A 12,075-nucleotide genomic window follows, 5' to 3' on the forward strand; every position below is an offset into this window, starting at 1 on the left:
TTGATGGCTGATGTGATTCTCCTGTCCACTGCGGACTGGGATCACCCCTTGTGGACCAACAAGCAGCATCTGGCTGTTTCTCTTGCTGATGCAGGTCACCGGGTTCTGTACATCGATTCTCTGGGTGTCCGCCCTGCCCGTGTCGGACGCTCAGACGCAAAACGGATCATGCGCCGATTGCGCCGATGCCTGTCCCCGTTGCGGCAGGTACGTCAGCATGTTTGGGTGCTTTCGCCCCTGGTGATGCCTGGGCAGGTGAGCGGTTTGAAGGGTCGACTCAACCGCTGGAGTCTCAACCTTGCCCTGTTCTGGGCGGATTGTTGCCTCGATCTGCGCACCCCCCTGCTGTGGACGTTTAATCCCAACACACGTTTTTATCTGAAGCTTGGTCGCTTTCATTCCACGGTTTATCACTGTGTGGATCGCATCCAGGCGCAACCGGGGATGCCTGTCGCGGAACTCGAATCTGCCGAACAGGATCTCTGCGGGGCTGTCAATGCTGTTTTCACGACAGCACCTCAGTTGCAAGAGGCCTTGTCGCCCCTGAATGCCGGTACTCACCTGTTCGGCAATGTCGCCGATGCCAGCCATTTCGCTCAGGCCCGTTCTGGGGCTCTTTCGCGGCCCAGTGATTTGCCGTCGATCGATGGCCCTTGTCTGATCTTCATCGGTGCCATCGATGCCTACAAGCTCGACCTGCCGCTGTTCGAAGCCCTGGCTGCCGGGAATCCGCAGTGGACCTTCATCCTGATTGGCCCTGTTGGTGAGACCGACCCGAGCACGGATGCATCCGTGCTGACCGCGCATCACAACGTTCATTGGCTGGGCCCAAAGCTCTACAGCGAGCTGCCGGCGTATCTGGCTGCCGCTGACGTCGCTCTGCTGCCGCTGCAGCTCAACGATTACACCCGCCACATGTACCCGATGAAATTTTTCGAGTACCTGGCTGCCGGTTGTCCGGTTGTGTCCACTGCCATCCCTTCCCTCTTGGATCAAGCGGATGTGGCCTATCTCTGTCCCCCGGACGTTGAGCCGTTCCAGGCGGCGATTGCTGGGCTACTGAAGGGGGACGGTCCTCCGTTGGAGCGGCGTCTGGCCAGGGCGGCTCAGTTCACCTATGACAGTCGTACCGCTTCGATGCTGGACTGCCTTGGGGCCCATGGGCTGATGCCTCCGGATCCAGCTCCGCCGCAGGCGATGCCGTATCACCGTGTGCGGCGCCAGTTGCGGGCTGGATGGTTCGCCGCGAGCCTGGGTCTGCTGCTGGTGCAGGGACTCGAACGACTGGGAGTCTCCGGGCTCAGCCAACGTTGTCTGGATGGCTTGCTGAGCCGGAGTCCCGATCGCGTTGTGTTTCTTGCGGCGCGAGCCAGGCAAGCGTTTGCTGCCGGCAACCATCCCACCGGCCGACAACTGATCGAGCGGATCTGGCTGCTGGACGGTGAGGCAGAGCTGCTCCATCAACTTCTCTTCCGTCGAGGCTCGCGTCCCGGCGATCGAACGGATCAGCTGGCGATGTTCGATGCCTTGGCAGCCAGCAGCGTCCTACCGCTTCATTTCGCCGGCTATTGCCGTGTGGTGCGCACCTATCGAGCCATCGATGCCAAGGACCCGGCCACCCTGCAACGCTGTTGCAGGGCATTGGCGAGTGTCATTGAGCAGCTCGAACAGGATCCGAATACGTATCGCTGCCTGAAACCGAACCGTGAGAATCGAGCCAAATTGCTGATCTCCGCTCACCTCACCAGGTTGCGTGGATTGATGGCACTTCACGACCATAATGGCCTTGATCAGGCGGCCCGTGAGCTTGGTAGCTGCGCCGAGCGCTACGACCCGTTCGCGATTGATCGCACCACGGCAACTCGGATGACGCGCAACATGATGCGGTGTCTGGCGATCGCAGCCGTGATGGCTTGGCATGCCTCCGATAGCCAGCGCATGGATGCCGTTCTGGCGCAGGTCGAGCGATTGCGTACAGCCTGTTATGCCGATTGCTTTGATGCCATGTCGCAACGGACGCAGGAGGACCATCGCGGTTTTGCCGATCAGATGCTGGAGAGGCTGCGCTGTTGCCGCTGGTCCACGGATCCCTCTGCAATGGATCCCTCTGCCACGGATCTGTCAGCCACGGTTCCATCAGCTGAAGCGTTTGTTGAGCCCCTTCTGCTCGTTTATTTCCCTGTGCTGCGTCCAGACCGTGCCGAAAAGGCTTGGCGCTTTCTCACGGCACTGACGGGTCAGGCGACGGCATGAGCAAGGGGTCGACTCCGGCGATCGCCTTCACGATCGACTCTCTCAAGCTTGGTGGGGCTGAAAGAACGCTGCTCCGCTGGGCTGTCTGGTGTCGTGATGCCGGTTGGCGGGTGGTGGTGATCACTCGCCAAGGGCCAGAGCGTGATGCCTACCCGCTGCCGTCAGGGTTGATTCGACGCCGGGAGGCCCGACTCCCCTTCGGTTTGGAGCGTTTGGGTTGGTGGGCGTTCCCGGCCAGACTGCTGGCTCTGAGATCCCTGCTGCGAGAGGAGTCTGTCTCGATCGCTGTCGGCGTCACGGTGCTGCCCGCCGTGAAGCTTCTGCTTGCCAGCCGCGGTCTGTCAATCCGTTGTGTGGTGGCCGAGCGCAACTACCCACCGGCGCGTTCGCCCTCCTTGCCCTGGCGTTGGCTGCGGCGTCTCAGTTACCCCTGGGCTGATCTTCACCTTGTCCAAACCACAACAATCGGCGCTTGGTTGCAGCGTCATTGCGGTGCGAATCGCCAGCTACTGCTTCCCAACCCTGTGATCTGGCCGCTGCCCAGTCACGAGCCGTCCCTGGCTCCGGAATCGCTCCTGCCGGAGGATGCCCAGGTGATCCTGGCGGCGGGAACAAAAGCCCAGCAGAAGGGCTTTGATCGGTTGATGCCGATCTTTGCTGCTCTTGCTGATCGATGGCCTCGTTTGCGGCTGGTGGTGCTGGGGCTGAGCGACCAGCCCTATCGAGGTGTCTGTCAGCAGACCTGGTTGAGAGAGCTGCTGGGTGCGAATCCCGACCATCAGCAGCGCCTTCTCATACCAGGGGCCGTCGGCAACATGGCTCACTGGTACGAGCGGGCCAGCCTGTTTGTGCTGCCGTCGCGCTTCGAAGGATTCCCCAACGTCCTGCTCGAGGCGATGGCAGCTGGCTGCGCATGTGTCGCCAGAGATTGCCTAACCGGCCCCTCTGATCTGATTCAGGACAGCCACAACGGTCGATTGCTGGCGCAGGATGCCACGACAGATCAATGGATCGACGTGCTCGAGCTGCTGCTTCAAGACGCTCCAAAACGTTCTCAACTGGCAAGGAATGCCCTGGCCGTGAGGGAGCGGTTCAGCGAGCAGCGGCTTCGGCAGTCGTTTTTGTGCTCCCTCGAGGGTCTGAACCGTGGATGATCTCTGGGTGGTGCTGCCCCATCTCGGTGCCGGAGGAGCCCAGAAGGTCGGTCTTTTGGCTGCTGAACACTTTGCTGAAAAGGGTCTTCGGGTCAGGGTTCTGTCGCTGCGACCGGAGCATCCCGTGAAGCACCGTTTGCCGGAGAACGTCACAACCTTCAGCATCGATCTCAATCCCGATGGAGCCGTTCATCCCTGGCTCAGGGATGTTTGGGATCGGTCGCTGATGGCGCGTGGACGTCGCTTCAGCGTCGCCCAACTGATCCGTTACCGGCGCTTGTTGATCCGTTTGATCACGCAGATCTTGGTTTTGATCCTGCAGCTGCTCCCATCCGGGGTGAACCGTCACTTTCAGCCTGGTTGCAAGGGATTTGCAGGCTGGTTGTTAGCCCACTGCATGCTCAGCGCCGGTGGTCTGCGTTATGCGCGACTGCGTTCATTGCTGGTTGAGCAGCGTCCGCGACGGGTGTTGGCACTGCTCAGCAAAACCAACATCCTTTGCTGCTCAGCAGCTTGGGATCTGCCGATTCATCTTGTGGTGTCGGAACGGAATGACCCGCGCTTGCAGAGGATGGATCGTCTCTGGCGCTGGCTGCGTCGTGTGTTTTACCGCCGGGCTGATGTGGTGACAGCCAACACCGAGGGAGTGCTGGAGGCTCTTCAAGAGATGGGATCGTGGCGACGGTTGGAGCTGTTGCCCAATCCACTGCCTGCTCTAGTCAGCACACACAGCTCGCCCGCTTCCACGGACCGTCGCCAACAAATCCTGTCAGTCGCCCGACTCGTGCCCCAGAAAGGTCTCGATCTGCTGCTGCGGGCCTTCGCCTCATTACCTGAAACCGTTCGCTTCGGTTGGACCGTTGTTTTGGTTGGGGATGGCCCGGAACGAGAGCAACTAGGGAGCTTGGTTGAGAGTCTGTCGATTGCGGATTCGGTTCGGTTCGAGGGATTCCAGCCAAACCCGTTGCAATACATGCAATCTGCCGCCATTTTTGCGCTCCCATCCAGATTTGAAGGCATGCCGAATGCCTTGCTGGAAGCGATGGCGTCCGGGTTGCCGGCGGTGGTGACCGATGCCTCGCCCGGACCTCTTGAAATGGTGTCGGATGGTCGCAATGGTCTGGTCGTGCCGACGGAGGATCCCGCCGCGTTTGCTGCTGCTCTCAACACATTGATGGCGACTCCGGCGCATCGGCTTCAGCTGGGTGAAGCGGCGCGGCAGACGCTGCGTTCGATGGAATGGCCTGTGGTGGAGCCGCTGTGGCGATCCGTTCTCGCTCTCGAACAGCTCTGATGGACGGCGTGCTGACGCCAAACCTGCCATCCACCGGTCCTCCGCGACTTCTGGTTCTCGCGCCGACTCGCCGCGCCGCCAGTGAGACTTTCATCCGCGCCAATCTGCAGCGCTTGCCGTTTTTGATCGATGCCTACTTCGGGGACGAAGTCCTCTGGAGGCAACCACGTCGGTTTCTTTATGGGCTGGCTGTCTTGATCAGCAAGGTGCTCAGTCGCCTTGGATTGCTCCGTCTGGCGTCTCTTCTCCCTTCCGCAGTGGCGGTTCTTCTGATTCGCCATCACCGGCCGGACGTCGTGCTTGTGGAATTTGGATTTCATGCAGTGCGGGTCATGGAACTGGCGTCCTGGTCTGACCGTCCGTTGGTCGTTCATTTCCGCGGTGCTGATGCCTCGGCGGATCGCTATCTGAAGCGGCTAGGTGCTCGTTACCGCCGGCTGCTCACCCTGACCTCAGCGTTGATTGTTAAAAGCCGTGAGATGCAACGGACCCTCACACGGCTTGGTGCCGGCGCTCAGCCGGTTTTGATCAGTCCTTCAGGGGCTGATGAACATCGGTTCAGCGGGGCAGCACCGGAAAAGAATCCTCCTTGTTTCCTATCGGTTGGTCGTTTTGTTGAGAAGAAGGGTCCTCTTGAAACGCTCGAGGCCTATCGCATCTTGCGGCAGACAGCTCCATGGGGTCGGCAGTCCTCGTTGGTGATGGTCGGCGATGGTCCCCTGCTCGAGATCGTCCGAAGCAAGGTGTTGGCTTTGGGCCTGGAGAACTCGGTGCGCTTCCCAGGGGTGCTTGCCCCTGACGGCGTGGTGGCTCTGATGCGACAAGCCAGAGCCTTCGTGCAGCATTCCCGTACCGCAGCCGATGGGGACCAGGAGGGATGTCCTGTGGCCGTTATGGAGGCTCAGTTGTGCGGTTTACCCGTGGTGGCGACGGTTCATGGCGGGATCCCTGATGTGGTTCAAACCGGTGTCAGTGGATTCCTGGTGTCGGAGGGGGATGTCCAAGCGATGGCCGATGCGATGCTGCGTTTGGCGAACGATGGGGCACTGGCACAGAGGATGGGTTCCGCTGGACGCTCTCACGCTTTGACGTCTTACACCGTGCAGCACCACATCAATGAGGTCAGTTCTCTGCTGAATTCCCTGGTGCCGACGGGCTGATGAAGGAAGCGTTGATCCGGCTCATCTACATCACCAGTCGCGGTCACAGTGGCTCCACACTCCTCAGTCAGCTGATCGGCTCCCACAGCCGCGTGCTCTGCCTTGGTGAGATCAAGATGCTCACCAATGCGGATCCGCATCGAAAACTGTGCAGCTGTCATCGCCTGCCTCCGGAGATGTGTCCGTTCTGGAGCGTTATTCAGGACCGATTGATTGATGCGATTGGGCAGACGTTCATGCAGCTCGATTTGAGCGGGGACGACCCATCCAAGTTTCGGCGGGACAATCTGGCCCTGCTTCAGGCGGTGGCATCAGTGAGTGATTGCTCAATCCTTGTGGATTCATCCAAATCGATCCAACGTGCCATGGCATTGCAGCAGGCGTTTTCCAACACGTCTGCCTTGAACTTGAGCATTCTCCACCTGCATCGTGGCCCGCTTGGCTCCCTCAACAGTGCCTTGAAAAAGGGAGACGATTTGCGACAGGCCGCTTACAACTACAACCTGATGTTTTTTCGTACCCAGGAGCAATTGAAAGTGTGCCGCAGCATGTTTGTCAGCTATGAACGACTGGCGACACGGCCGCGGCAACAATTGCGAAAGATTATGGAGTATTTGGGTTTATCGCTTGAAGATTCACAGCTCACCTGGCGGGCTGGTGTACATCGTGATATCCATGGCAACGTCATGCGGTTTGGAACATCGGATCGGATCCGCCTCGATCGAAAATGGTTGTGGCAACTGTCTTGGCGGCAGATGCTTTTGATCAGTGCCTGGACCTTGCCGGTTCGGTTAAGGCGTCAAAGTTTGCTTCAAAGGATGCGGAAATGGATCAAATTTGGTGACTGGCAATCCATGTTCGAGTGATAACAATGATCAAAAAAACAATGTTTGAATTCGGATCTATGTCGTTGTGGGATCGCTTTTTTTGGTCGCATCGTGATGACCAGCCTTTGGGAACATTGGTGTCGTTCCCGAAATCAGGTCGTACCTGGGTGCGCGTGATGCTGGATCGCCTGCGTATTCCCCTGCATTACACCCACGACGGCAGCGACCATAAATATGCGACTCACTTTGATGCGTTGCAGTGCTGTGGTCTCGAGTCCAAGGGTCAGCCACTGGTCTTTCTTCATCGCGATCCACGCGATACAGCGGTCTCGGGGTTTTTTCAAAAATCCCTGCGGATCGAGAACGGCTACGAAGGCGACTTAGCGCAGTTCATCCGCGATCCGCATCACGGCCTTGAGAAAATCCTTGTGTTCAATCTGGCCTGGATTGATCACTGCACTAGCTCAGCCAACTCCAATCGAACACTCTCCTACGAGGCATTACGGGCCAACACTGTGGACGGACTGACAGCTTTGATGACAACTTATTTGCCGTCCCGTCCTGTCAGTCGACGTCGCATTCGCAGAGAGGTTGAGCACGCTAGTTTCGATCGAATGCAGCAGCAGGAGAAACAAGGCGTCTTTGCTCGCCGCTATGACAAAGCGCTGACTCCCGGTGATCCTGATAATCAGGACAGCTTCAAAGTTAGGCGGGGCAAGATTGGAGGCTTTACGGATTATTTTTCGGAGCAAGATTTGGACTTCGCTGACCAACTCCTGCAGCGCTACAACTACTCAGATCGCTTAGCAGCTGCCCACTTGGCTGCTCTGATTTGAGGCTTGCTTCAGTGTCTGGCATGAATCCTCGACGTCCTTCTTTGCTGCTGATTCGTGGACTGGGCCACAGCGGCACCACGATCCTTGATCTTGCTCTTGGCGCCCATCCCCTCGTCATGGGGCTTGGGGAAGCCACAAGGATTCTGGAGACCCCGAAACCTGGTGAGGAGCACCGAGGTCCGGCCATGTTGCGCGGAGCGCATCGGTACGAGCGACGCTGTACATGTGGGGCGATTGCTGCAGAGTGCCCTGTTTGGGGTCCGATGCTGTGTTGGCTTGATGATCATGACGATCAAACTCTGCCGATCAAGATGCAGCAGCTTGTGCAGATTGTGTCTCAGCTTGAGGGACCAACTCCGGAGCTAATCGTGGACTCTTATCAGGATGATTTTGAGTTGTCCTTGGATAACCAATCTGAATTGAATCGATTGGTACTTCACCTCACACGCGATGTGCGCTCTTGGGTGCACTCTCGCTCCCGAAGTGCTCGTGATCGTGGTGCTTGGTTTTCAGCTTGGCAACCCTTGTTGCGTTGGGTGCGGACCAATGCCCGTCATGAAATGTTGCTAAAACGTTCGCCCAATCCTTTGTTTCGGTTGGGTTATGAGGAGCTTGCGCTTGATCCTCGACATCATCTTGAGCGTTTGTGTGGTTGGTTGAATCTTGACTTTTCTGAAGCGATGTTGCGGCCTGGATGTTGTTCAAGCAGCCATATACTCTCCGGCAATCGGGTGCGATTTGACCCCGAACGTACAGGGCATATTACTTATGATGGAACTTGGTTGAGTTATCCAAGTGGTTTGGCTCAATTGGCACTATTGATGCCTTGGATAGCTGCAATGAATCGTCGGCTTGTTTATTCTGGTCAGTTAAAACGGTAAATCCAGCCCTTATTTTTTTTAGGGCTGAACCGGTAAATCTCCTTGTATTTATTGAGTTCTTCACCAAGAAAATCAGTATTGCCTCTGTCGATATTAATCAAAAAATCTCCAGTTCTTGGTGTGTATGATTCGCCACGATTTATCCCGTCGACCGTTGTGTATGACCGGGTCTCAGGGTTAAAAAAGATTAGACGGTCATATTTGAATCGATCGAGATGGCGCTTTCTCCGAAACCATGATTTTGTGAAGATAAGATTGACATCCTCGCCGCGCTGTTTTGCCTCTTTTGTTAGTTGATCGACCTTGCTAAATGTCTGTTGCCATGAATTTTGTTTCGATTTAATCTTGCCAACATTTTTGATAAAACTATTTTCAAGTTTGTTTTCAAAGCTGATCAAGCCGATACAAATTGTTGTGACTGTTAGCCCGATTCCTATTTGACTGCGACGTGAATTTGGCCAGCGTGTTGCATTCCAGAGTTGCCAGATAAACGCAACATCGAGAACAGCGATGAGTTGAATTGGGAGGCTGGTGTAGCTATGACCTTCGTAACCAATGATTTCATAGAGTGCAACGATATAGCAAATGGCTGCGATATTTAAATTGTCTAAAAAATTAAAATTGATATTTCGACACGCTACAATTAACGTGCGAATCAGGATGAAACCAACTAGGAACAAGCTGCGTGGATCTAAATCGAGCCCACCTGAATTATCCATTGTGTAGCTACCAACATTGTGATAGATGCTTGGTAGAAAAGATAAATAGGCATAGGATATGCCAAAAAATACTACAAATGAGCATAGCCACAGTTCAAGACTATAAGCTTTCATTAGTTGAAGACGTTCGCTCCAGTTGCTTTGAAACCATTGCAATTTTGGATAAGATTGAAGCTGTCCAAGTGAGCCGAGTACTAGCTGAACAACTGCAGGTGTGACAAACAGCAAAATGCCAATATCCTTCACAAACATTCCTACTAGAGCAGTTGCAAGAGTGATATTTTTGTCGCCAATATTCTTGCTTTGTTGATGACGTAAGTAAAAAAAAATGTAAACACTAAAGAGCAGTGTCAGTATCCGTTCGCTGTAAATCAGCTGAAAAAAAGCGAAGCCTGTGGATGGAGCACTCAGGAATAGGAGACTAATGATGAGCAGAAGATAGTTTGCTGATGGATAGCCGCAAAGCCTGCGAATAAAACGTGCGCCAAGGATGATGATGGCGAATAGTTCTGCGGCGCTGACGATCATCCACACTTTTACATAGGGAGTAAACCAGCTGAGAATGTGTAGGTCCTGGTGAGCAAGCGGAAAAAATCGATAGTCATTGCGAAGCATTGTTTCCACAATAAATTCAAATCGAATTGAGAAGTTATCGAGAAGTTGATGATCAATTATTCCGTCATACCAGGCCACGAGTTCAGGATAAAACCAGCTCGTTCCATTCACCATGGCGATCGTATAGATCACAAATAGACCGAGTACAGCAGGATGTTCCTTGGCAAATTGGTATAAATGTTGCCACCAGGGTATTGACTTGACTGTTGCATTCTTGGGGCGGCTGCTCCAAAGCAGGACAACAACCACGCTCAGAAGCAGCACTAATGCAATGTCATGCGAGGTTCGGTTGTAGTGATAAAGCAGATCTTTACCCGCATTGCTACGAGGTGAGGGAAGCCATTCAGTGGCCTTGTCCAGCCAAAGCCATGCTCCTACTGCTCCCATGCTTAAGAAAGCCGAGATTGCCGATAGAACAAACCAGGGTTTGAAGAGATAGTTTAAATGTTTGAAGTTCATGCTTTTGACAAGTTGTTTTGGCTGAGAGGGTGATCGCCTAATGCAGAGTTATCTAATGGGAGTGATCAGCGAATTTTGAAAAGTTTGTATTTACGATCTGGATTGGATTGTCATCTGATGAGATTTCGCAAACAATATATTGATCTCACAATAGTGTTTCCATGAATCTCAGATTTTGCACCAACGTCGAGCTGTGGGCCAGAGCTGCTCGGCTTCAATAATTGGAAATTGTTTGACTATCGATTGATAAGTTTCTGCGTGACAGCGACCAAGTTGTGCCATTAGGGAGTCGGGAAGATTCGTTGTGCCTTCACTTGCATTGATTCGTTGTTCCCAGAGCGGTTCTTGGTAATCCACGTTTAAATGACAACATAGGCGGCTATATTCGGCCTCGCTAAAAAGTTGTTCGTAAAAACTGATGAAGATCTGATCGGGACAAAAGACGCGCTTCAGAGCATTCAAAGTAGCGGCGTAATCGCTTCGCAGGCTCATGCGATTTGAGTTTAGGCTCTTGGAAGCGAGAGCTTGAAAGTGATCACGTTCGGCGTCTGGATGGAGTTGCCCTTTCTTTCGTAATTGCATCCTGTGCTGGGACAGCCATCGTTCGAGAGGATCACGCATGACAAAGACCGTTCGAATCGCAATATTGCGGCATTCCAGTTCCTGTCGGATCCAAGTCAGTGTCTGTGGCTCGAGGCAGGCATAGGAGGGAGTTATGTCACCCGTGAGCTTGATGTCATGTTGCTTCAGAAGTGAGAGGAAATAGTCGAAATATCGTTCTGGGCGATTCAGGAATCGTGCTCGTCTCCATGTGCGCCACTTCCATGGCATTGGGCGCTTTGGTTGGAAGCGGCTGAACTGCGGCAGAAAGAGTGCATCGTGAATGTGATATTCCTTGCAAAATCCAAAATCGGCATCATTCCGTCGATGAAGGTTGTGATGAAGCCAGCTCGTGCCCGCTTTCTGGGCCCCCAAGCCCAGTAAGAAGGTACCTGCGGAGTTCATGTTTTCACTCATTCAATTGCAATGGGAGTCATGTGCTTCACCAGATCGTCGATCGCTTTCATCTGGCTGAGGAACGGCTCCAGCAGATCCAGGGGCAAGGCACTGGGACCATCGCAGCGGGCCTGGTTTGGATCGGGGTGGGCTTCGAGGAACAGACCCGCCAAGCCAACAGACATACCCGCTTTGGCCAGATCCACCACCTGGGAGCGACGTCCACCGGAGGCAGTGCCGCCAGGGTCGCGGCACTGGAGGGCATGGGTGACATCGAAGATCAGCGGCAGGTCGTCGCAGGTACGTTTCATCACCCCGAAGCCGAGCATGTCCACCACAAGGTTGTCGTAGCCGAAATTGGTACCCCGCTCGCAGATCAGCAGCCTCTCGTTGCCGCATTCGCGAAATTTTTCAACAATGTTGCGCATCTGTTCAGGGCTGAGGAACTGCGGCTTCTTGATGTTGATCACCGCTCCTGTTTCAGCCATCGCCCGTACCAGATCGGTCTGCCTGGCCAGGAAGGCCGGCAGCTGAATTATGTCGGCCACCTTGGCGGCTGCCGTGGCCTCCTCCGGACTGTGGACATCGGTGATCACGGGTATGCCATGCCTGTCCTTCACCGCCTGAAGGATGGACAGCCCCTCGTTCAGTCCTGGCCCGCGGAAGGAATGAACGGATGAGCGGTTGGCCTTGTCGTAGGAGGCCTTGAACACCAGTGGAATAGCCAGGCGTTCACAGACGAGTTTGTAGTGACCGGCGCAGCGCAGGGCGAAGTCCAGATCCTCCAGGACATTCACACCGCCGAGCAGCGCAAAGGGGCCGTTATTGGCGAAGGTGATGTCGCCGAGCTGAATTTGACTTGCTGTCATCACCGACCATTG

The 12,075-nt window shown here is 54.8% G+C and carries 10 protein-coding genes; 7 read left to right on the forward strand and 3 right to left on the reverse strand.

The window, feature by feature from the left end; genetic code table 11:
- Positions 1 to 3 precede the first annotated feature (3 nt).
- The 7 genes from SYN9616_RS15850 to SYN9616_RS0112695 all read left to right on the forward strand — a co-directional run bounded on the left by SYN9616_RS15850 (position 4) and on the right by SYN9616_RS0112695 (position 8,405).
- Positions 4 to 2,253: a glycosyltransferase gene (locus tag SYN9616_RS15850; RefSeq protein WP_037991558.1), complete on the forward strand. Its 2,250-nt coding sequence runs from the start codon at positions 4 to 6 to the stop codon at positions 2,251 to 2,253.
- A complete protein-coding gene (locus SYN9616_RS0112670) occupies positions 2,250 to 3,407 on the forward strand; it encodes a glycosyltransferase (RefSeq protein WP_028953415.1) in 1,158 nt (385 codons plus the stop codon). Before SYN9616_RS15850 ends, SYN9616_RS0112670 begins: the two co-directional genes overlap by 4 nt.
- Positions 3,400 to 4,701, forward strand: a complete 1,302-nt coding sequence (locus SYN9616_RS0112675; RefSeq protein ID WP_028953416.1) for a glycosyltransferase — start codon at positions 3,400 to 3,402, stop codon at positions 4,699 to 4,701. The genes SYN9616_RS0112670 and SYN9616_RS0112675 overlap by 8 nt, the downstream gene beginning before the upstream one ends.
- Positions 4,668 to 5,861: a glycosyltransferase gene (locus tag SYN9616_RS0112680; RefSeq protein ID WP_232200440.1), complete on the forward strand. Its 1,194-nt coding sequence runs from the start codon at positions 4,668 to 4,670 to the stop codon at positions 5,859 to 5,861. The genes SYN9616_RS0112675 and SYN9616_RS0112680 overlap by 34 nt, the downstream gene beginning before the upstream one ends.
- The gene (locus SYN9616_RS0112685) at positions 5,861 to 6,727 is read left to right on the forward strand and encodes a sulfotransferase (protein ID WP_037991035.1); all 867 of its coding nucleotides are present in this window, start codon (positions 5,861 to 5,863) and stop codon (positions 6,725 to 6,727) included. The genes SYN9616_RS0112680 and SYN9616_RS0112685 overlap by 1 nt, the downstream gene beginning before the upstream one ends.
- 98 nt (positions 6,728 to 6,825) lie before the next feature.
- On the forward strand, positions 6,826 to 7,524 hold the full coding sequence (locus tag SYN9616_RS0112690; RefSeq protein WP_198015184.1) for a sulfotransferase domain-containing protein: 699 nt from the start codon (positions 6,826 to 6,828) through the stop codon (positions 7,522 to 7,524).
- 20 nt (positions 7,525 to 7,544) lie between these two features.
- Entirely contained in the window at positions 7,545 to 8,405 is an 861-nt protein-coding gene (locus SYN9616_RS0112695; protein ID WP_037991037.1) for a sulfotransferase, read from the forward strand.
- Here SYN9616_RS0112695 and SYN9616_RS0112700 read toward each other — a convergent pair.
- From SYN9616_RS0112700 to kdsA, 3 genes are all read right to left on the reverse strand, one after another.
- The gene (locus SYN9616_RS0112700) at positions 8,390 to 10,198 is read right to left on the reverse strand and encodes a hypothetical protein (protein ID WP_051411046.1); all 1,809 of its coding nucleotides are present in this window, start codon (positions 10,196 to 10,198) and stop codon (positions 8,390 to 8,392) included. The genes SYN9616_RS0112695 and SYN9616_RS0112700 overlap by 16 nt on opposite strands.
- Before the next feature lie 168 nt (positions 10,199 to 10,366).
- Positions 10,367 to 11,203, reverse strand: a complete 837-nt coding sequence (locus SYN9616_RS0112705) for a sulfotransferase family protein (protein WP_051411123.1) — start codon at positions 11,201 to 11,203, stop codon at positions 10,367 to 10,369.
- Between the two features lie 8 nt (positions 11,204 to 11,211).
- Complete coding sequence (kdsA, locus tag SYN9616_RS0112710; protein WP_028953423.1) at positions 11,212 to 12,063, reverse strand: 3-deoxy-8-phosphooctulonate synthase; 852 nt, start codon at positions 12,061 to 12,063, stop codon at positions 11,212 to 11,214.
- Positions 12,064 to 12,075 lie beyond the last annotated feature (12 nt).

It is taken from the genome of Synechococcus sp. CC9616 (assembly GCF_000515235.1).
Classification (GTDB): Bacteria; Cyanobacteriota; Cyanobacteriia; order PCC-6307; family Cyanobiaceae; genus Parasynechococcus.

Excerpts from the sequence above, each read along its gene's own strand:
- SYN9616_RS0112670 (WP_028953415.1), top strand. The coding sequence starts at position 2,250 with ATGAGCAAGGGGTCGACTCCGGCGATCGCCTTCACGATCGACTCTCTC.
- SYN9616_RS15850 (WP_037991558.1), top strand. The coding sequence starts at position 4 with ATGGCTGATGTGATTCTCCTGTCCACTGCGGACTGGGATCACCCCTTG.
- kdsA (WP_028953423.1), bottom strand. The coding sequence starts at position 12,063 with ATGACAGCAAGTCAAATTCAGCTCGGCGACATCACCTTCGCCAATAAC.
- SYN9616_RS0112705 (WP_051411123.1), bottom strand. The coding sequence starts at position 11,203 with ATGAACTCCGCAGGTACCTTCTTACTGGGCTTGGGGGCCCAGAAAGCG.
- SYN9616_RS0112700 (WP_051411046.1), bottom strand. The coding sequence starts at position 10,198 with ATGAACTTCAAACATTTAAACTATCTCTTCAAACCCTGGTTTGTTCTA.
- SYN9616_RS0112695 (WP_037991037.1), top strand. The coding sequence starts at position 7,545 with ATGAATCCTCGACGTCCTTCTTTGCTGCTGATTCGTGGACTGGGCCAC.
- SYN9616_RS0112685 (WP_037991035.1), top strand. The coding sequence starts at position 5,861 with ATGAAGGAAGCGTTGATCCGGCTCATCTACATCACCAGTCGCGGTCAC.